Consider the following 20590-nt stretch of genomic DNA (forward strand, 5'->3'; position numbering starts at 1 on the left):
AAGCCGCTACTCCGGCAAGCCCCCGCCTTTAGGCTGGGGTACTTGACCGGCCATTGATCAAGGTTCCTCCTCGCTTCAAAATTTGATCTCCCCTTGCGGGAAGGCCATTGTAGCAGAAGCGCTGGATCTTGACAGACGGCGTTTGCGCAAACGGCCCGCGCTCCCCCTTGACCGTCTCGTGTCTATAGGTTTCGGTTCAGCCGTGCGACTAGGCGTCGCCGCTTATCTCTTCTTCGATTTCGTAGGAGGAGACGATTTCCACCGTCGGACGAAGCGTCGCGGCGACGCTGCAATATTTCTCTTCGGATAGTTCGATGGCCTGTTCCACCGCGCGGGGCGAAACGTTCTGCCCACGTATACAGTGGCGCACTTCCATGCGAACGTAATGGCGCGGATGTTCGTCGCGCCTTGTGCCGCGAACCTCGACGCGATAGCTGCTCACACGCTCGCGCTTTTTGCGGAGTATTTCTGCCACATCTACCGCCGTACAAGCGCCGAGCGCAAGCAACAGCAGTTCCATCGGCGAAGCGGCGGCGCGGCGCGCGCTATTTGCATCGAGCACTTGCGCGTGACCGCTCGGCGTGACGCCGATGAAAAACCCATCGCCCACTGCGCGCACGACGGCTTGATCCTTTTCGTCGCCCATGAATTCCTCCTTCCTGCAGATGAACGCGCACCGAAGAATAGCACGAGCGACGACGAAAGTAGCACTGCGGTTCGACGCAGCCCCTCCGCGGTGTACAGCGACGCTTGCGTGCGGAGCGAAGGCGCTAGTCAACCGGGCGACACGATTCACCGTCACCCGGTAAACCGAAGAAAAACCTTGTTCTCAACGAGAGCAGCGGGGTAAAATATAAAGCAGTCAAGCCGGGTTAAATCACCGACAATCCAGATGCAAGGAGGCTGAACGATGTCACGCATCTACAAGCTATCCGCCATCGGCCATCTGTTACCGGCTCTGCTCGTCGCTCTGTCGTGCGCGGTCGTCGCTCAAGCTCAAGGCGCTGCCAGCTCTTTTGAGGAGAGGCAGTCCGAAGACCCGGTGCTCCGTGAATATCGCGGCGTGAAGATCGGCATGAACGCCAGCGAAGTGCGCCAGAAGCTAGGCGATCCAAAGGAGAAGAGCGATCGTTTGGATCTGTACCAGTTCTCCGACAACGAAATGGCGCAGATCTACTACGACGATGCCAAAAAGGTCATGGCCGTCGCCGTCATCTACACGGGGCGCAACAGCAATGCACCATCGGCCAAAGCGGTGCTCGGAAGAGAAGTACAAGCGCGGGCCGATGGTTCGGCGCATCTAATGATTCGTTATCCGAAGGCTGGCTATTGGGTCTCCTACAGTCGCACGGCTGGCGATGAGCCGATCGTTACGGTGACCATGCAGCGTTTGAACCCGTAAGACCCTCTATGTTTATCGTTCAAGCTGCTTCGTCCTTTTCAGGAAAGGCCACGCACGAAACCGCGAAGCTCCTTCCGGCAAGAGGGCTTTGAGCGAGAACGCAGGTTGGCGATAGATTCCCTTTTTATGCCGCTTCCGCAAGCGGCTAACTTCTTTGAGCGGGAACGCAGGTTTGCGACAGAGCCTTACGCTGACGACCGAACATTGCGCAGCTTGAGCGCTGGCCATATCCGGTCTGGTGCTGAAAACTCGCTGCCTGCTCCCTTTGCGTTTGACCATTTGCGACGCTGGCTGCCCGAAATCGGCGTTTCCTCCGGCTTGTACAAGGTTAAATTCCGCTCAAAGGGGGCATCACACGACGCGCGTTCGTTTCGTTTCGGAGCGCGCCGCATCTGTGGCACAAGGATTGCCACCTCACGCTTTTGTGACGCACAAGGGCGAGTTCAGTACTAAATCAGGACTATCGGAGGGGAAGATGACGAGCGTAGCCAGACAGTACGCCTCGATCGCCATGATCTTGGCGTTGACCTTGTTGAGTTTTTCACCAGCGTTGGCGCAGGGACGCCGCGCATACCGCCTGACCGACGCGCAAATGAGGCAACTGTTGCGACGCATCGAGGCGAGCGCGGATCGGTTCCGCGGCAGCCTCGATGAAGCGCTAAACCGTAACCGATTGAACGGCACCTCGACAGAGAACGAGATCAACGGCTTCGTTCGAGATTTCGAGGACTCGGTAGTGCGGTTGCGCGAGCGTTTCGAGAACCGCACTTCGACGCGGGCCGATGCGGAGACAGTGCTCGATCGCGCAGCGCGCATCGACGCTTTCATGCGGCGTAATCGCCTCGGCGTGCGCGCCGAAGGCGACTGGCGGAGTTTGCGCGCAGAGCTTGACCAACTGGCTCGCGCTTACGGGATTCGTTGGCGCTGGGACGTTTATGCTGGTGCGAGCCCTGGTTCCGGCAACGTCGGTGCCGACGCGACGCTGACGGGGACTTACCAGCTCGATGCAGCACGCAGCCAAAACCCGCGAAGCGTCGTTGATCAAGCTACTCGTCGGTTATCCGCCAGCGAGCGGCAGTTGGTTTACAATGAACTTCTCGCGCGTCTCGATCCGCCCGAGAGACTGGCCATCGAGCGGCGTGGTCGCACCGTGACGATCGCTTCGACGCGCTCGCCACAGGTGACGTTTGAGGCCGATGGCGTCGAGCGTACGGAGCGCGCTGATGACGGCAGCCTCGTGCGCTTACGGGCAGGCTTCAACGGCGACCGCTTAGAGATCAACTCTGCCGGTGAGCGCGAAAACAACTTCAACGTCGTCTTCGATCCGCTCGGCAACGGCGAACAGTTGCGCGTCGTGCGGCGCATATACTCAAGTCGGTTGAATCAGTATCTGACGCTTGAAAGCATCTACGATCGCACGTCGAACGTCGCTCAGTGGAACGTCTATCAAGGGCCACAGAGCACGCCGGTTTACACCGGCGGAGACACGTCGAGCGGTTTCGTCATCCCGGACGGAACGACCATTGTCGCCACGCTCAACACAAACCTTTCAACCCAGCAGACGCGCGAAGGCGACCGCTTTACGATGACCGTGCGTGAGCCTGCGACCTACCGCGAGGCCGTGATTGAAGGTTATGTGTCGCGCGTGAATCCTCCGGGACGCATTACCGGGCGCGCTGAGATGACGCTCAACTTCGAGCGTATAAGGCTGCGTGATGGGCGCACTTACCGGTTTGCGGGGATCATCGAGAGGATTCGCCCCGTAGGCCAAGAAGAGGTGCAGGTCGATAACGAAGGGGCCGTCAAAGAGAAAGACAGCCAAACGCAACGCACCGTTGAGCGCGCAGCGATCGGCACTGCCGTCGGCGCGATCATCGGCGCGATCGCTGGGGGCGGCAAAGGGGCGGCCATCGGCGCGATTCTCGGCGCTGGTGCCGGTGCCGGTTCGGTTTACGTTCAAGGGCGCGAACATCTGGAGTTGATGAGCGGCACCGAAATGACCATCCGCGCCAGCGCTCCGAGGTGACCTCTCGCTTCGGCAGCAATCGTGTGAATCGAGGGCGGGACGAGTCCGTCTCGCCCTCGGTTCTTTGTTGACTTCGTTTGCGGCCAGTCGGTTTACGACCCGTCTCTCATCTCGATCCGTTTGCGCGCTACAGCTACGCTGGCGACACAGCGGGTTCAGCGATGTCGCTCTTGGCTCGGGCAATACCGTAGATGTATAAGCCGAGTCCCGCCTTTGAGACGATGTCGGCGATGCTATACCCGATCTGTAAGACCACTTCGCTAGTTGAGCCGGATAGCCCGGCTACCGGAGCTAAGTAGGCGATCGGATAGAAACTCCACGAGATGATCGTCAGCCAGCGTGCACCAGCGACGAGATCCTTGACTCGTTCAGGTTGTCTTGCGACCGCCGCGCTCAGTTGAGCGAAGAGCGTGTAAACGATGAACAGGAAAGGAACCATCGCCACCGCCCACCACAACCATTTCGTGCTGGCTGCTGTTGCGATCTCGCCTGGATAACCGAGGACGATCATCAGGACCGCGGCGACGATCAACTTCACTTGCAGCGGACGCCCGACGTTGCGCGGCAAGTTCAGCACTGCGACCAGTTCGGTCAGTAGCAACGGGACCGTTAAAAGCCAGTCCACGTAGCGGTACGCCGGATTGAAAGGCTTGCCGGTCGGCACATAGGCTCCGGCTTGCAGCGTATATGCCCCATTCCAGCTGAGAAAGATCTGGACGTAGTGGTAGCAGGCGATGGCGACTACCAGACCGGAGATGTAAACGCCGAGTCTGTAACGCGGTTCGACCGTTTGGGCGGCGAGGAAGAAGAAGAGCGCTGCCGCCCCCATGGTCGCGATCGTGAAGGACAAGATGTTGAACACGATGCTGTATTCAGTCATCGTCAAGCTTGGGAGTTGCATCTTCATAACCTCCTAGGGATGAGCTGTGTACGCTACCCGCTTGCACGGCGACCGACGCGGGAGGCCGTGGGTCGCCCGTTGTCTCAGGCGCGAGAAACGATCTTCGCGCCCGTTGTTTGAAGCAAGTTCGCGTTTCGCCCCTTCTTGCTAAGTGGCGAGCGATCTTGCTCGTCGGTTTCATCCTGCGACCGAGAGTCGCTCTCGGCCCAAGCGATCAGCGCTGCATGAGGGAGAGCGAGCGCTGATAGCAAGATCAAGTAGGCCGAAACGGGCTGCTCCATGAGCCAGCCCCGGCCTTTGAGCCAGAGAAACGGCAGAAAGATCGCCAACGTCAGGGCAGTGGCAGCGAGCCAGCGGCGATGAAAGAGCCAAGCCGCGCGCCATGCGCCCGCGAATTCGCCCGAACGAACTTGCAGCCGCAAGATGTGACGCCACGAGTGGACGCCGACGAAGTAAAAAGCCAACGCTAGAAGCGGGCTGGTCGCCCAGAAAGCGAGGAGCAAGAGCGCGACCTCAAGCCATTTGAGCGCTTGAGGATTGGACGGCACCACAAAAGGCCCGCGCGCTATGGCGAGACCCTTGTGACGCAAGCTCGCAACGTTGCCCGCCGCAGTAAGACCGAGCGCGATGATCAGCAGCGGTCCAGCCAGTGATTGAAGCGCAGCGATCGTTCGCCCCGCGTGGGCGACGTCGGCTCCATCGAGCAACCCAAGCAGAATGGAGCGCGCTTCGACCGGATGAAAGTAGATGGGCGCCATGATGATCAACAACCCGCGGCCAATGGCTTCAAAAGGCCACAGCCTCTCCGCTTCGCGCGACCAAACGACGTCGCCTTCGCCGAAGTGCCATGCCGATACGGAGAGAAAGAGGACCAGCGCGATGGGGGGCGAAATGGCCCAAAGACCCAACATCGCTAGAGCGAGGCAAAGATAGATGGCCGATGCCAAAATGAACGGTGCACGCTTTGTTCGCGTTCTCGGCAGCAGCCGTTTGAGCACTTGCAAGTCGCTTGCTCCGTGCGGCAGTCCGAAAAAGAGCGCGCTTAGCAAAAGCAACGCCGCGCCGACTGCGTGCGCATTCGAGCCGAGAAGCAGGTCGCAGAGCGGGGCGGCACAGAGGCTCACCCATGGCACGTAGAAAGCGCTCTTGGCCGCCGCTGATCGCAAGAGAGGCAAGGCGCGGGGGGCGAACGCGCTAGACCTTGGCTTTTGTTGGACTTTCTTGTGCGACATCGCCGATAGAGATCAAAGAATCTACGAGCCTGTCGAAAAGGGTTCGAATGAAAGGTCTTTTGGGAAGCGCCGCGATCACGCTGAGATCATCTTCGAGCGTGCTTTCATCGCGCATGAATCTGATCAGCGCGTCGGCATCCGTCCGTTCAAACAGTTGAACGAAGAAGCGCGCTGCTTCTTGAAAGTTCCGTGCCAGCGTGCAAAGGAAGAGTTCGTCGAAAAGGCCGTACTTGATCGGCCAGACTCTTTGAGGGATCGGCTTCCGACGCACGATGGCCTCAGCAATGCTACGCGCTTGGCGTTGAATGCGATGAAAGGCGTATCCGCTGGAAGGGCGCGCGCAGCCGCCTGCGACGCCGATTGCATGGACGTTCTTCATTTGAAGCGGCTTGATCGGATGCATCGGAAGGAGGCCAGCTTCTTCGCTCACGACCTCAAAATCCCTTCCGAATTTGCGTCGAATGTAGTTCGTCAGGCTCGTTTCGTGAAATTCGCGCGAGATCTCGCCCAAGGCGAAGCATGTGCTTTCAACCAACGCGGAGTTGGCCGAATACGGAAGCACGTAGATGAAGTGCAAGAAGTCCGCAGAAGAAGGCTGAAAGTCCATGAGCGTCACCGTCGCCGGGTCGAAAGCTGGTTGTGGCAATCGGACGACCCACCCGACGAAATCCTGCTTGAACGGAGCTTTGGTCGGGGCGGTTTGTGACTGCGGGCTTGCGCGATGGCGGGCGTCGAAGACTAGGCGCGCGCGCCACTTTCGCCTGTCGGTCGAAACGTATACACCATCTTTCTGCGGCTCGACCTTGATGACTCGTTCGCCACGGAAGAGACGAATCTGCCCACCCCTCTTGTGCCTCCAAGCCGTGTGGAAGTGCTCGAAGAAGTTGGGGGCATAGATCTCCCTGTAGACGTATCGCGTCGAGGACTTGATGACTGTTTTCTGTGCGTCACCGACCAGCCAGCTTCGCCACTTGCGCGTCGCAAGATGCGAGAGGTCGTCCCTGTCGTCGCTCCAGGAGCACCATCGCTGTTCATGGTCAAAGGATGTGCGCGCGTCGCACAACGCTATTTCGCCGTCGAAGCCTTCTTCCCCCAAGTAGTGAGCGAGCAGCGTGCCGGCACACCCGGCGCCCAAGATCAATATGTCAGCGGTTTTCATCTTTGCGCTTCGCGCAGCCTCTGCCGTGCCCGCTGCGCAAGGGCGACAGAGAACCCTTTCGACCTTCCCAATGAACGATCGGCCAACAAAGGAAGTGCGCCGCCGACCCGAGTTCGGTCGTCTTTGCGCGGCTGCTTGCGACACAGCGCGTCGCTCGCTGATGAAGCGGGCTTCTCGCCCGTGGAGCCTGCTTTCGGAAGCGGAAGCCTTACGCTAGCCGCCTCTGCACTTCCATCTCTCCGCCCTGCGTGTATAGGCGGTCAGGGTTGCTAGCGTGTGGCGATTCGTGCAAGCTTTTTTGACGACTGTGGCGATGATTTTGAGCTTCTGTGGATAAAAGACAGAACTGTTACATTTAGTGACGAAACGGTCACATAAACGCTGGCGGCGTGCTGGCTTTGAGAGCCGAGCGCAGCTTCCGCCCCTGTTGTTTTGAAGCGGCGCTACGAGTTGTTGGGCATTGCAGCGCGGTCGACTATCCAGCGCAGTTCGCCGGCGTGCGGACGTATGAGCTTGGTTGGCGCTCGGCGCGGATCGCTCGTTTCGTCGAAAGCGATCCTCAACGCCTCGGCCTTCTCTCGTCCGAAGACTAGAAAGACGATGCGTGCGGCACTGTTGATCGCCTTCGGCGTGAGCGTCAACCGATGGGCGCGTAGTTTCTCGACGTAGACTGCAACCACCAACCTCTCTTTTTCGTCAAGGGCGGGGGATTCTGGGAAGAGCGAAGCTGTGTGTCCGTCGGCGCCCATGCCGAGCGAGACGAACGAAAAGCGTGGTGCCGCATCGCCGAAGTGATCTCGCAGAAGGCTTTCGTACTCGCGTGCGGCGCGCTCCGGTTCTTCTTCGCCGCGCATCCGATGGATGTTGGCTGGAGGGATGGGCACGTGATCGAGAAGCGTTTCGCGTACCATGCGGTAGTTGCTTTCGACGTGATCGGGCGGCACACATCTTTCATCCACCCAGAAGACGTGCGTCTTGTGCCAAGGGATGCGCGCGCGAAACTCTGTGGCGAGCAACGAATAGAGCGTGCGCGGAGTTTCGCCGCCCGAAAGGGCGATGTCGAAGCGACCGCGCGCTGCCGTCGCTTGTTGCGCGGTGGCGACGATCAGTTCCGCTACGCGATGACTTGCTCGGTCGGGGTCTTCGTAAACTTCGATCACTTCAGTAAAGATCGCAGATCGCACTAGTGGCAACGACCGCTCGTTCGTAGATGGCGTCGCGCGCAAGCTCTGTCAACTCGCGTTGGAGCAAACAGGTTTCGCTGCGATCGGTGCAGCGGATGGTGCGTCCGATGACGCTTTCAGAAGCCACCGTTTCGATATGTTCGCCATCTGGTGTCAACCGCAAGCTCAACTTCGCGCCGCTTTCCGCTTCGAACTCGATGCTCGTCAAGCTTCCCGGTTCAACGCGCGCCGTTTCTTGTTGCCGATCGAAAGAAAAGCGCACTGCGCCGCTCGGGGCGAGGATCTGCCGCTGTTGCTCGTCCACGCGCCATTCAAGGCGGCTGATGAGCCACCCAGCGAGAAGCGCGGCTTGCGGCACCAAATTCATGTTGTGGCGCGGCACGCAGGTGATCTTTATGTGCTGCGCGCATTGGATCGCCTCCCGTCCGTGCGCCACGTCGTAGCATTCGGCCAAAGAGGCGCGCCAATCGAGCGTGCGCGTCCACTCCAGATCGGTGATGGCCGTCTCTTCCAGCGTTGGAACGAGACGCGCAATGGCGCGTAGATGCCGCTTGGCATCGCGCGCCATCGCCAGATCGAGGATGATGCGGTCACACATTTCGCTCAGTCGGGCGAAAAACTCCCCGTCAAGACATGGCTCGGCACGCCACCAAGCGAAGGTCGGAAGGTCGGAACTGACGAGCGCGGCGGCTGCACTTATCAGTTCGAGCTGCGCATCTGCGCTGGCGACCAGCACGATCTGCTCGCCGCATAAGTGTCTTCGAGTTGCCGCTTCGCTTTTCCCTTGTGCCAGCGCACAGCGCGCTGCGACGTATGTTTCCGTCGTGCGAGCTGGGGCATCTGGCAATAGGACCAAGCAGAGGGCGCGACACGGATGAGAGACCATCAGTTCTTCGAGCGCTGCTTGCGCGCGTTCAAGGCTGTCCGCTCCCTCTACGATGACGAGTAGGTTGAGGGCGCGTTCGCGCAGCAACGCCTCCTCGCTCGACGAGGCGTGCGCAGCCCACTGATCGCGCAATGCCCGCTCGGCGGCGGCGACATCGAATCCGAAACCGGATTTCACCGGCCGCAATCCGTGCTGTTCCGCTTTCAAGACCATTCACAACCTCCGCCAGTGACGCCCGTCGCGTTCAAGCAATTCGTCGGCTTCGCGCGGACCCCACGTCCCTGCCGCGTAGTTCGGGAAGTCGGGTTGCTCGCTCGCCCACGCTTCGAGCACTGGCGTGATGATCTCCCAGCTACGTTCGATCATATCGCGACGCGCAAAAAGCGTCGCATCGCCCAGCATGCAATCGAGGAGCAAACGTTCGTAAGCCTCCGGCAAAGTCGAGCCGAACGAGGCGCTGTAGCGAAAGTCCATATTGACCGGACGCATGCGCATCGTTTGGCCGGGCAATTTGACGTTGAACCGGAGGGTGACGCCTTCGTTCGGTTGAATGCGTATGACGAGCAGGTTGGAACGGGGCGTTTCGCCATCGCGCACGAAGATATCATGCGGAACCTTTTTGAAGTAGATGGCGACTTCGGTAACGCGTTTGGGAAGGCGCTTGCCTGAGCGTACATAGAAGGGCACGCCGGCCCAGCGCCAGTTGTCGATGTGAAGTTTCAGGGCGGCGAACGTCTCCGTCTTCGACTGTGGATCAACGCCCGGTTCTTCGCGGTAGCCGACGACCCTTTGTCCGAACACGGAGCCGGGACCGTACTGCCCGCGCACGGCGAATTCATGGATGCGCTCGCGCGGAAGCGGGCGCACAGCGGCGAGCGCTTTCATCTTTTCATCGCGCACGTTGTCGCCATCGAAGGTGACGGGCGGCTCCATGGCGACCAACGAAACGACTTGCAGCACGTGGCTTTGAATCATGTCGCGCAGCGCTCCGGCCCGTTCGTAGTAACCGCCGCGCCCTTCGACGCCGAGCGTTTCGGCGTTGGTGATCTGGATGTGATCTATGTGCGTGCGATTCCAGAGCGGCTCGAAGATGCTGTTGGCAAAGCGCAGGACAAAGAGGTTCTGCACCGTCTCTTTGCCCAAGTAATGATCGATTCGGTAGATCTGTTCTTCGCCGAAGTGGCGCGCGATGGCCGCGTTAAGAGCGCGCGCGCTCGCCAGATCGTATCCGAAAGGCTTTTCGACGATGAGGCGCGTCCAACGCCCTTCGAGTTGCGCGCTGAGACCTCGCTCGCCCAGACGTTCGACGATCTGCGCGAAGATGTCTGGGATCGTGGCGAGGTAGAATAGGCGATTGCCTTCGGTGTGGCGCTCTCTCTCGATGCGTTGTAGCACCGATTGTAGTCGTTCATAAGCGTCGGCTTGTGCGAGATCGGTCGTCAAATAGAAGAGCCCGGCGGCGAAATCTTGCCACGTCCGTTCGTCGAACTCTTCGCCAGCGCTCTCCGCTGCTGCTTCGCGCATGCGCGAGCGAAACTCCTCATCGTTCATCTCTGTGCGCGCCGTGCCAAGGATGGCGAAGCGAGGTGAGAGCAATCGCTGATGTGCTAGACGGTAAAGAGCTGGGATCAGTTTGCGTCGCGTAAGATCGCCTGAGGCGCCGAAGATGATGATGGCGCACGGACCGGCGGCGCGTTCCACCTTCAGCCCTTCACGCAGAGGATTCACCAGTGTTTCGGTCGTCATCGTTTAGCCCCGAATCGTCGCGCGAACGCGCCGCTCTTTCCGCTTCTTCTTCCCAATCCGTGTGGATGTGGCCTCGTTCGGGATGATCGATTCGCTCGTATGTGTGAGCGCCGAACAGATCGCGTTGCGCCTGCGTCAAGTTCTGCGGCAAGCGTTCGGTGCGATAGGCATCGAAATAGGCGAGACTCGCAGCGAGCGCCGGACATGAGACGCCGCGCGCCGCGCTGGCGATGACGACGCGGCGCCAAGCCTTTTGCAACGGCGCGATCGTGCGCGCGACCTCTTCGTCGAGCAATACGTTCTCAAGCTGCGGATGTCGTTCGTAGGCCCCCTTGAGCAGGTCGAGCAAGCGCGCGCGAATAATGCAACCGCCCTTCCATGTGCGCGCGATCTCGCGCAAGCGCACATCCCAGCCGTATTCATCCGATGCCGTGCGAATAAGGTTCATCCCTTGCGCGTAAGCGCAGATCTCGGCGGCGAGCAGCGCATCATGAAGATCGGACAACAGATCGCCTTCGGGAACGGCGAGCGTTTCGCCCGGCAACAGCTTGGCGGCGCGAAGCCGCTCCGACTTCAAACTCGACACCAGCCGCGCTTCGACTCCAGCATTGATCGTCGGCGTCGCTACGCCAAGATCGAGCGCCACTTGTGTGGTCCATTTCCCGGTCCCTTTTTGCTCGGCGCGATCGAGGACTAGCTCGACCAAGGGTCGTCCGGTCTCACGGTCTTTGACGCGAAAGATCTTCGCTGTGATCTCGATCAGAAAAGATTGGAGCGGCCCTTGATTCCAGCGCGCGAACGTCTCCGCCACTGCGTCGGCTTCCATGCCAAGCGCGCGGCGCATGAGGTCGTAGGCTTCGGCGATCAGTTGCATGACGCCGTACTCGATGCCGTTGTGGACCATCTTGACGAAATGGCCGGCGCCATCCGGCCCGACATAAGTCACGCACGGGCCGTCTTCGGTTTTGGCAGCGATCTCTTCGAGTACGTGGCGCAGCGCGTCGTAGGCTGGGCGCGGGCCGCCCGGCATCAAAGACGGGCCGTGCAAGGCTCCGCGCTCGCCGCCTGAGACGCCCATCCCGACGAATTGCAATCCGCGTTTGGCCAGTTCAGCCTCGCGCCGGCGCGTATCTTGAAAGAAGGAGTTGCCCCCATCGATCAGGATATCCCCCGGCTCCAAAAAGGGGACGAACTGCTCAATGGTCCAGTCAACTGGTGGCCCGGCCTTGACCATCATGAGGATGCGACGCGGGCGTTGCAGCGCGCTGACGAATTCCGCGGCCTCTTCAAAGACGGCGATGCGTTTGCCAGCCGCTTCTTGGGCAGCGAATGCGCGCGCGCGTTCTTTGTCTCTTTCCCACGCTGCTACTTCATGTCCATGCCGCTCGATGTTGAGAGCGAGGTTGGACCCCATCACGCCTAATCCCACGATGCCGATCTCTGCCGCCGGTTTAGTCATCTCTCTTCGGCCTCACTTTGAATGAGCTCACGAAGCCCGCTTTATCGCACCGTTCGTTTCATCCTTTCGTTGAGCTCTCAACTCTCCGCCTTCAAAGAACGCGCCGCTTCCAGCAGCAACTGCAAACCGTCTCTCCCTTGGCGTACGTGCACGCGCAGCGCGCGGCGGCGGCGGTCGAGCAGCGCCGCGAAGTCGCCGAGCGCCTGCGCTTTTTCGAGCACGCCGAAGCTGTATTTTTCACCTGGAATGGGAAGATCCACGCGGTCCTCCTCGGTCAAAATCAGGAACAGTCCGGTGTCCGGCCCGCCTTTGTGAAGCTGCCCGGTGGAGTGAAGATAGCGCGGACCGTACCCGGCTGTGGTGGCCACGCGCAAGCGGTCGCGCAAGCTGCGGCGCACGTCGCGCAGCAAAGCATCGTGCTCTTGCGTCTCTTCGAGGTAGACCAGCAACGCGATGTAGTCGCGCCCGGCGCGCGCGCGCTTGAAGTGATCGCCAATGAGGGCGAACAGATCGTCTTCCTCGATCGATGTTTCGCCGTAGATGAAGGCTTCGCTCGTTTCGAGCAGCGGCCTTTCGTCCGGCAGACTGCCTTGCGCGGCGAAGCGTTCGAGCAGCATGGCAGTGCGATCCTTGCTCTCTTGCACGTTGGGTTGGTCGAATGGATTGATGCCGAGCAGCGCGCCAGCCACGGCCGTCGCCATTTCCCAAACGAAGAACTCCGCCCAAAGGTCCATCCCGTCTTTTAGCCGACGGTGGATGACCGGATGACCGCGGGAAGCGAGCGCCTCAAGCGCGCGTTCGGATCGAGCGTCAAGCTCCTCGGCGTGCACGGCAACGAACATTCGGTCATCGGCGTAAACTTCCGGCTCGCCCAGCGGCTCACCGGCGATTGGCACGATGCCAACGCCCTCTTTGCCAGTGCTTTCAGCGATCAGTTGTTCAACCCACAGACCGAACGAAGCGATTTCCGGACCGGTTACGAGCGTGAGCTTGTCTTTCCCGCGACGCGCGAAGTCGGCCATTGCCGTTCCGAGCCGCGCCGCCGGATTTTCACGTGCCGGAAGATCCGGCCCACAAGCGCGCATCGCTGCCGCGGCGCGCTCAAGCGCTGCGGCGATATCGAGCCCCATGAGCGCTGCCGGAACCAGACCGAAAAAGGAAAGGGCAGAGTATCGCCCGCCGATGTCCGGCGGATTGCTGAAGATGCGGCGAAAGCCGCGCTCGCGCGCCAAGCGTTCAAGCGGCGTATCCGGATCGGTGATGGCGATGAAATGGTCGCCGGTCGCTTGAGGGGAGCGAGCGCGCACCTGTTCGTGGAAGAACTTGTAGAAGGAGAGCGGTTCAATCGTCGTGCCGGATTTGGACGAGACGATGAAGAGCGTCCTTTGCGGTTCGATGCGGCCAGCGAAACTCGCCACCGTGTCGGGATCGGTGGAATCGAGCACGAGCAGTTCGGGCCACCCTTGGATCGGGCCGAAAGTTCGGCGCAGGACCTCCGGGCAAAGGCTCGATCCGCCCATGCCGAGAAGCATGACGTAGTTAAAACCGGCATCGCGAACCTCGCGCGCAAAAGATCTCAATCCGTCAACTTGCGCGCGCATTTTGGTCGCAACGTCGAGCCAACCGAGCGCGTTCCGAATGATCTTTTGATGAGATTCTTCTCGTTTCCACAACGAGACATCTCGGCCCCAGATGCGTTCAATCAACCGTGCGCTTTCGAGGCGCTCTAGCTCCCTTTCGATAGAGGCCGCTTCCTCGCCAAAGCTTTCGTCAGCCCTCATTCTGATCCGTTCTCCGAAGTCGAATTCGCGCGAAGCATAGCACGAGGCGCGAAGGGTTGGCTAACGCGCAAGCTTCTCCCTTCGATCGGACGAATGCCTCGTCGCGGTGAGCGGAACGGGGCGTGGGGCGTCGCGTAAAGACTTGCCGCAGAGCTTAGACAAACGAGCGCGGTCGCGCACCATTTGCTGATCGGTGCGTAAACACGCGAGCACTTCGCGCAAGATCCACGCCGTGCGTGCATCTTCTGGTTCGACGATGCGGTAGTGGATCCACTTCCCTTCGCGTCGGGCGGTGACGATCCCGGCGTGCCGCAAATAGGCCAGATGGCGCGAGATCTTGGGTTGAGGCATGCGCAGCGTTTCGACTAGATAACAGACGCAGATCTCCGCGTCGCCCATCAAATTGAGCAGCCGCAAGCGCGTCCGATCAGCCAGTGCGCGGAACAGGCGTTCCAAACGAAACTCGTTTCCGGTCATGACGCCGCGATTATATCACGCAAGAAGAGGGGAAATCTGACATGCAGCTTGACATATGTGATAGGGCGACATAACATGCAAATATTCGCCTATACGAATATGAATTCGTCCCGTAGAGGTGAGGATGAAAGGGATCAAAACGCTAAAGCCGCATATCGCCATCAACGTTCGCGACGTGCAACGGAGCGTCGATTTTTATCGGCGGATGTTCGGCGTGGAACCGGTGCGCGTGCGCGCCGATTACGCCAAGTTCGATCTGGAAAACCCGCCGCTTAACTTTGCGCTCAATCAGCGCTTGAACGTCACTGACGGCGCGCTCTCTCATCTTGGCATTCAGGTCGCGTCGACCGAGGATGTTTTGAAGGTGCGTGAGCGATGGAAGGAGATAGGGATCCCGACGCGCGATGAGATGCGGGCCGTCTGTTGTTATGCGTTGCAGGACAAAGTTTGGGTGACAGACCCTGATGGGAACAGATGGGAGGTCTTCGTCGTGCTCGACGGTAAGGGCCCGGAAGAGGCCGAGGCAACCGAGTGTTGCGCTTGAGTTCTGGAAGCGAGGAGCGCAAATGAAACGGCGCGTACTCTTTCTGTGCACTGGGAACAGCGCGCGTTCGCAGATGGCCGAAGGTTGGTTGCGCGCTTTGGGCGGCGACGTTTACGAAGTTGCGTCTGCCGGAACGCGCCCGTCGGCGGTTCATCCGTTGGCCATCGAGGTGATGGGCGAGCGCGGGATCGATCTAAGCGCGCATCGTTCGAAGTCGGTCGCGGATTTCGAGGGCGCGGATTTTGATCTCGTAATCACGGTGTGCGATGCGGCGCGCGATTCGTGTCCGTTCTTTCCTGGGAAACGTAGATTGCATTGGAGTCTGGCGGATCCCGCCGCCGTCGGGGGCGATATGGCGACGCGACTGGAAGTTTTCCGTCGCACGCGCGACGAGATCGAGGCTCTGGTGCGAGACCTGATCGAGCGGGATCGAAACGAAGAACTCCGCTCGATTTGATCTTCGGCGAAAGTCGGCAGCGAGGGCGAATAGTCCTTTGCCGATGACGTTCGGGGCGAGAAGATGAAAGGGCGATGGAAAGCCCGGTCGCCCCTTTGCTGTCGGTTGAAGGGGCGATAGAAAGCTTGATCGCCCCATTGTCATCGAAGAGCTTTCCGTTCGTTTCCCGAACTCGACTTATGGTGTTGCCTGTTGACGGTTGCGCCACGACTCGCGTTTCGCTTTGGCCTGCTGTTGGAGCTGCTCGTATTGCGCGCGTTGTTCCGGCGTTAGGACGTTGAGTATCTCGGCGCGCATCTGCTGAGCGCTCGCGTCGAGCGCGGCGCGCAGTTGTTCGACGCGCGCTTGTTGCTCGGCAGAGAGCGTGCCGCTGGTGCGCCGTTGTTCCTGTAGTTGCCGGAGTTCATCGCGTTGCGCTTTGGTTGCGGTGTGGTAGTTTTGCATGATGTTTCTGATCTGCTGGCGTTGTTGATCGCTTAGGTTGAGTTGTCGAAGGACGCGCATCTCAACCAGCCCTTTGTGGTGGGGCTTCATCTTGCCCCATGCGGGAGCCGCTCCGGTCGGTGGTGCAGGCTGTTGCGCGTTGGACAACGTGGCGAATCCAAGGGTCAACCCGAGAATGATCGTCAAAGCGGTTGCATGCTTTCTCATCGCGAAACTTCTCCTTGATGCGAAACATCGGAATTGGCCAGTTGGGGAGATCGTCTCATGGCCTCGCTAAGTTTTAGACGTACGGAGGCCAACCGTGGTTACGAAATCTTCGCGCCGAACTGGGACGCGGGCGGGTGTGGTCGGCGGGCGAGTCGCGCATTTTCGCAAAAACTCCGTGTTGATTTCTGCCGGACCGTCGAAGATTGGTAAAATACGCGACGCGATGGAACTTTTACAGACGATCGATTCGGCAGAAGATTTGCGTCGCTTGCCGCTCGATTTGTTGCCAAAGGTGGCTCAAGAGGTGCGGCAGTACATCATCGAGACGATGTCGCGCATCGGCGGGCACACCGGAGCTTCTTTGGGGGCCGTCGAGCTGGCTGTAGCATTGCACTATGCGTTCAACACGCCGCGCGATCGCTTGGTGTGGGATGTCGGCCATCAAGCTTATGCGCATAAGATCCTGACTGGACGGCGCGACCAATTTCCAACGATTCGGCAGTACGGTGGGCTGAGCGGTTTTTTGCGGCGCGACGAATCCGAGTATGACACGTTCGGGGCCGGTCACGCTTCGACCTCGATCTCAGCAGCGCTCGGCATGGCGATCGCTCGCGACCGCCAAGGGGAAGATTACCACGTCTGCGCGATCATCGGCGATGCGAGTTTGCCGGGCGGCATGGCGATGGAAGCGATCAATCAGGCGGGCCACTTGAAGACGCGATTGATCGTGCTGTTGAACGACAACGAGATGTCGATCGCACCATCGGTTGGGGCTTTGACCGGCTACTTGAACCGCATACGTGAAGCGCAGGGCTACCACCGGTTCAAAGATGAGATCGGTGAAACGCTCCGTTCGATTCCGGGCGTCGGCGAGCGACTTCATCAAGCGGCCAAAACGGTCAAAGATGCCATCGCCGCCGCAGTCTTACCCGGCGCACTCGTCAACGAACTCGGTTTCAAATACATCGGCTACATTGACGGTCATGACACGACCGCGCTGGTGCGCGCACTGCGCGAGGCGCAGCAGATCAAGGATGGGCCGGTGATCGTCCACGCCTTGACGGTGAAGGGCAAGGGTTACCCGCCAGCGGAGAGGAATCGCTACAAGTGGCACGCTTCCGGCCCGTTCGAGATCAGCACGGGCGCGGCGATCAAGTCGTCTAAGCCATCGCCGCCAACCTACACTTCCGTCTTCAGCAACGCGCTTTGCGATCTGATGGCGAAAGATGAGCGCATCGTGGCGATCACCGCGGCAATGCCAGACGGAACGGGCGTGGATCAAGCGCTCGAACGATTCCCTGCGAGAGCTTTCGACGTCGGCATCGCCGAACAACATGCGGTGACTTTCGCGGCTGGCATGGCTTGTGAGGGCTTGCGTCCCGTGGTAGCTATCTACTCGACTTTCTTGCAACGCGCGTTCGACCAGATCGTTCACGACGTCTGTTTACAGAACCTGCACGTTGTCTTCGCCATGGATCGCGCTGGCATCGTCGGCGCCGATGGGCCGACGCATCATGGGCTGTTAGACATCGCCTACATGCGCATCATTCCGAACATGGTCGTGATGGCGCCGAAGGACGAGGCCGAACTGCGCGATATGTTGTTGACGGCGGCGGAGCACAACGGCCCGATCTGTGTCCGCTACCCGCGCGGCGCCGGCGTAGGCGTTCCGCTGGATCGTGACCCGCAGCTTTTGGAGATCGGCAAAGCTGAGATCCTGCGCGATGGCGGCGAGGTGGCGTTGCTCGCATACGGCTCGATGGTCCATCCGTCACTGCGCGCTGCCGAACAACTGGCGAAAGATGGCATCGAGGCGACGGTGGTCAACGCGCGTTTCGCCAAACCGCTCGACGCTGAATTGATCTTGGCGCTGGCACGCACGAAAAGGCTGCTCGTGACGGTCGAGGAGGCCTATCTTGCGGGCGGGTTCGGCTCCGCCGTGATGGAGCTTCTCGAGGAGAACGGATTGCTCGATCGTTTACATCTGGTTCGCATGGGCGTGCCAGATCGTTGGGTGACGCATGGCGAGCAGAAGCTGCTGCTCGCTAAATATGGACTCGATGCGGACGGGATTTACACGCGAGTCAAAGAGGCCGTTGAGGTTCTCGAAGAGAAGCGGACGCGCAAGAGCCGAACGACGCGCTAGCTTGCGCGATTTGGTGCACTCAATCGACGCGATGGTTCAGCTCAAGCGGCAAATGCAATGGCACTAAGCACGGGCAACGAAAAAGGCGCGTGTGGCCCGCTGTTTGCCAAACAACGTCGCAGCGAGCCGACCAAGCTCAACGAGGTTCGGCAGAAAAAGAAGGAGCGAGGGGATAGAAGTTATGGGCCTCGACCCAAAAAAGCGAACGCTCGACGAACCAGCAGCGCAAATTCACCCGTTGTTCGACGTGAGCGCCGCCAAACGTGTGGTTCCTCTTCGAGAGATCGGCCAAGCTGAAGTCCCCTTGTCACTGCGGCCCCGTCGGCAGAGACTGCCGCTAGCGTTGGCTTTGGGCTTGGTGCTTAGTGGTGCTGTGGCCGGGAGCTTGTTTGCTTTGAGCTGGGTCAAGCGTCAACAGGCGGTAGGTGTCTCGTTCGCGCCCTTGCAGACGGCGATTTCTGCGCCTGCTGCGACGCCGCAATCGACGCCGTCCCCATCTGCAACCGACTTGTCGCTCGAAAAGTCGAGCATTGCGACCGTCGCGTCGCCCACCAAAGAGTCTAACGGTGCGGAGCCGAAAAGATCTCCGCTGTCGGGCGAAGGAGTACGTAAAGAGAGCCGCAAAGAGATGCGCAAGATCGAACGCGAACGACGCATGGAAGAGCGCGTTGCTGAGATTGGCCTCAATGGTCAAGACCCGTCCGGAGTTCGCGAGCGGCGCGTGCGGGGAAAGAAGGCCCAAGAGGAGGCGGAGGATCAAATGCAGCGCACGCGAGGCAGAACGCAGAGAGAGATGGAAGATCAGTTGCGTCGCATACGTGAGATCTTCGAGGGCGTTCCTCGATAGCCTTTGACACGTGTCATCTCTCCCGGGCACACGCTGTGAAGAGGCGCGAGCGCATAGACAAATTGCTCGTCGATCACGGGTTGGTCGAGTCGCGCACGCGCGCGCAAGCGCTGGTTATGGCGGGGCGCGTCTTCGTTGATGGTCAACGTGTGGAGAAGGCTTCGGAGAGTTTCGCCCACGATGCGCGAATAGAGATCCGCGGAGCGAACGATCCGCTGGCGCGCTACGCCAGCCGCGGCGGAGCGAAACTCGAAGCCGCGCTCAATGGCTTCCGCCTTGACGTGCGAGGGTCGGTCTGCCTCGACGTCGGCGCTTCGACCGGCGGCTTCACCGATTGTCTGCTGCAGCACGGTGCACGCCGCGTCGTCGCGCTCGACGTCGGTCGCGGGCAGTTGGATTGGCGATTACGCAACGATCCGCGCGTCGAAGTGCGTGAAGGCGTCAACGCGCGCTACCTCCGAGCGGAAGATTTCGCCGAAAGATTCGATCTGATCACGATCGATGTCTCGTTCATTTCGTTGACCAAGGTCTTGCCTGCGCTCGTCCCTCTGCTCAAAGAGCATGGGCTAATCATCGCGCTCATCAAGCCACAGTTCGAAGTCGGTCGCGGCCAAGTCGGTCGCGGCGGCATCGTCCGTGATGCGGGAAAACGCGAAAGGGCCGTTGCGATGGTCAACGAAGCGGCGCGAGCGCTGGACCTGAAAGTTCGTGACATGATCGAATCGCCTATCCGTGGCGCCGAGGGCAACGTTGAATTCCTCGCGCTGTACGAGAAAGACGCGCAAGCGCGATCATTGAAGACCGACTAGTTTCCGCTCTCCGACCCATGAAACAATTGACGGAACGAGAAGCGCTCGCTCGCTTGCAACGTTTGAAGCGCGCCTATCAGCGCCGCATGCGTGTAGGCTACGAGCACGCGGCCCGTCCGTGTCGCACTTGCCCGACGAAGGGGATGTGTTGTACGGATGCGCATTTCGTCAACGTGCAGATCACGCGCCTCGAGGCGATCGCGATCCGCGAGACCATTTTGCGGACGCCGCGTTTGACCGATGATGAGAAGCGGTCCGTCTTCGAACGCGCGCGCGCCGCGGTCGAGCGGTACGGTTTGACCGGGAACGGCGCGCAAACCTTTGCATGCCCGCTCTTCGACGTGCGGCGAGGTTGCTTGGTCCATCAACGCGCCAAGCCAGCGCCATGCATCCAACACGCATGTTACGATCGGTGGGAGGATGTGCCGCCGATCGAACTTCAATGGCGCGTTGAGTATCGCGTCGAGCGGCTCAACGAAGGGGTATACGGCACCGCATGGGCATGGCTCTCTTTGCCGGTGTGGTTGAAGCTGATTGATCCTTGGTCGGATGGCGCGGAACTCAGGCGGTTGGAGAGCGACTGGAGAATGGTTTGTAAAGAGCACCGCGCAAACAGAACATCGCCTCACGACCGCCGCATTCTGCCCGTCCTCAAAGTGCGTTTCGAGAAGCGTTTTTAGCGCTTCGCGCCCAGCGAAGATCGAGTCCGAGCCGAAAACATCACAGGCATGGGTTTGTCAACCACCCTGGGGCCGCAAGCCGGAGGCTTGCCCTCGCCCGGCAGCCGGACAGGGCTTCGGGGTCGGTTGACGACCCAAAACTGCCCCTAAGGACGGTGGAAACACTTCTTTTGTGGAAGCTATGGACAGTATCGGTCCAGAGA

General features: G+C 60.0%; 19 protein-coding genes. 8 read left to right on the forward strand and 11 right to left on the reverse strand.

Annotation, left to right across the window (positions count from 1 at the left end):
• Window positions 1-208: 208 nt before the first annotated feature.
• Window positions 209-646 carry an OsmC family protein gene (locus tag C4334_RS12480; RefSeq protein WP_352432416.1) on the reverse strand — a complete coding sequence of 146 codons (438 nt, stop codon included), beginning with the start codon at window positions 644-646 and terminating at the stop codon, window positions 209-211.
• A 264-nt stretch (window positions 647-910) separates the two neighbouring features.
• On the opposite strand from C4334_RS12480, the gene C4334_RS12485 reads away from it, so the two are divergent.
• The gene (locus C4334_RS12485) at window positions 911-1402 is read left to right on the forward strand and encodes a hypothetical protein (RefSeq protein WP_352432417.1); all 492 of its coding nucleotides are present in this window, start codon (window positions 911-913) and stop codon (window positions 1400-1402) included.
• A gap of 475 nt (window positions 1403-1877) precedes the next feature.
• On the forward strand, window positions 1878-3428 hold the full coding sequence (locus tag C4334_RS12490) for a YMGG-like glycine zipper-containing protein (protein ID WP_352432418.1): 1551 nt from the start codon (window positions 1878-1880) through the stop codon (window positions 3426-3428).
• Between the two features lie 133 nt (window positions 3429-3561).
• Here C4334_RS12490 and C4334_RS12495 read toward each other — a convergent pair whose 3' ends face one another.
• The 9 genes from C4334_RS12495 to C4334_RS12535 all read right to left on the reverse strand — a co-directional run bounded on the left by C4334_RS12495 (window position 3562) and on the right by C4334_RS12535 (window position 14253).
• Entirely contained in the window at window positions 3562-4329 is a 768-nt protein-coding gene (locus tag C4334_RS12495) for a bacteriorhodopsin-like (protein ID WP_352432419.1), read from the reverse strand.
• Window positions 4330-4412: 83 nt separating this feature from the next.
• On the reverse strand, window positions 4413-5561 hold the full coding sequence (locus C4334_RS12500; RefSeq protein WP_352432420.1) for a Brp/Blh family beta-carotene 15,15'-dioxygenase: 1149 nt from the start codon (window positions 5559-5561) through the stop codon (window positions 4413-4415).
• Window positions 5524-6720 carry a lycopene cyclase family protein gene (locus C4334_RS12505; protein WP_352432421.1) on the reverse strand — a complete coding sequence of 399 codons (1197 nt, stop codon included), beginning with the start codon at window positions 6718-6720 and terminating at the stop codon, window positions 5524-5526. The genes C4334_RS12500 and C4334_RS12505 overlap by 38 nt, the downstream gene beginning before the upstream one ends.
• A 443-nt stretch (window positions 6721-7163) precedes the next feature.
• Entirely contained in the window at window positions 7164-7904 is a 741-nt protein-coding gene (pgl, locus tag C4334_RS12510; protein WP_352432422.1) for a 6-phosphogluconolactonase, read from the reverse strand.
• Window positions 7882-9003 (reverse strand): glucose-6-phosphate dehydrogenase assembly protein OpcA, encoded by a 1122-nt coding sequence (locus C4334_RS12515; protein ID WP_352432423.1) that lies wholly within the window; start codon window positions 9001-9003, stop codon window positions 7882-7884. The genes pgl and C4334_RS12515 overlap by 23 nt, the downstream gene beginning before the upstream one ends.
• Window positions 9004-10536 carry a glucose-6-phosphate dehydrogenase gene (gene zwf / locus C4334_RS12520; RefSeq protein ID WP_352432424.1) on the reverse strand — a complete coding sequence of 511 codons (1533 nt, stop codon included), beginning with the start codon at window positions 10534-10536 and terminating at the stop codon, window positions 9004-9006.
• Window positions 10502-11995 (reverse strand): NADP-dependent phosphogluconate dehydrogenase, encoded by a 1494-nt coding sequence (gene gnd / locus C4334_RS12525; protein WP_352432425.1) that lies wholly within the window; start codon window positions 11993-11995, stop codon window positions 10502-10504. The genes zwf and gnd overlap by 35 nt, the downstream gene beginning before the upstream one ends.
• A 77-nt stretch (window positions 11996-12072) precedes the next feature.
• Window positions 12073-13776 (reverse strand): phosphoglucose isomerase-related protein, encoded by a 1704-nt coding sequence (locus C4334_RS12530; protein ID WP_352432426.1) that lies wholly within the window; start codon window positions 13774-13776, stop codon window positions 12073-12075.
• 60 nt (window positions 13777-13836) lie between these two features.
• Entirely contained in the window at window positions 13837-14253 is a 417-nt protein-coding gene (locus C4334_RS12535; RefSeq protein WP_352432427.1) for an ArsR/SmtB family transcription factor, read from the reverse strand.
• A 124-nt stretch (window positions 14254-14377) separates the two neighbouring features.
• On the opposite strand from C4334_RS12535, the gene C4334_RS12540 reads away from it, so the two are divergent.
• Together C4334_RS12540 and C4334_RS12545 are read left to right on the forward strand one after the other, a co-directional pair.
• Window positions 14378-14797, forward strand: a complete 420-nt coding sequence (locus tag C4334_RS12540) for an ArsI/CadI family heavy metal resistance metalloenzyme (protein ID WP_352432428.1) — start codon at window positions 14378-14380, stop codon at window positions 14795-14797.
• A 22-nt stretch (window positions 14798-14819) separates the two neighbouring features.
• Window positions 14820-15254, forward strand: a complete 435-nt coding sequence (locus tag C4334_RS12545) for an arsenate reductase ArsC (RefSeq protein ID WP_352432429.1) — start codon at window positions 14820-14822, stop codon at window positions 15252-15254.
• Window positions 15255-15431: 177 nt separating this feature from the next.
• Here the strand turns inward: C4334_RS12545 and C4334_RS12550 are convergent, their stop codons facing one another.
• Window positions 15432-15905, reverse strand: coding sequence for a Spy/CpxP family protein refolding chaperone (locus C4334_RS12550; RefSeq protein ID WP_352432430.1), 474 nt, complete (start codon window positions 15903-15905; stop codon window positions 15432-15434).
• A gap of 223 nt (window positions 15906-16128) precedes the next feature.
• On the opposite strand from C4334_RS12550, the gene dxs reads away from it, so the two are divergent.
• The 4 genes from dxs to C4334_RS12570 all read left to right on the forward strand — a co-directional run bounded on the left by dxs (window position 16129) and on the right by C4334_RS12570 (window position 20387).
• Entirely contained in the window at window positions 16129-18051 is a 1923-nt protein-coding gene (dxs, locus tag C4334_RS12555; RefSeq protein ID WP_352432431.1) for a 1-deoxy-D-xylulose-5-phosphate synthase, read from the forward strand.
• A 181-nt stretch (window positions 18052-18232) separates the two neighbouring features.
• Window positions 18233-18898 carry a hypothetical protein gene (locus C4334_RS12560; protein WP_352432432.1) on the forward strand — a complete coding sequence of 222 codons (666 nt, stop codon included), beginning with the start codon at window positions 18233-18235 and terminating at the stop codon, window positions 18896-18898.
• Window positions 18899-18933: 35 nt separating this feature from the next.
• Entirely contained in the window at window positions 18934-19707 is a 774-nt protein-coding gene (locus C4334_RS12565; RefSeq protein WP_352432433.1) for a TlyA family RNA methyltransferase, read from the forward strand.
• Window positions 19708-19724: 17 nt separating this feature from the next.
• The gene (locus C4334_RS12570; RefSeq protein WP_352432434.1) at window positions 19725-20387 is read left to right on the forward strand and encodes a hypothetical protein; all 663 of its coding nucleotides are present in this window, start codon (window positions 19725-19727) and stop codon (window positions 20385-20387) included.
• The last annotated feature ends 203 nt before the right edge of the window (window positions 20388-20590 follow it).

The sequence above is a fragment of the Pyrinomonas sp. genome (assembly GCF_040289685.1).
GTDB lineage: Bacteria > Acidobacteriota > Blastocatellia > Pyrinomonadales > Pyrinomonadaceae > Pyrinomonas.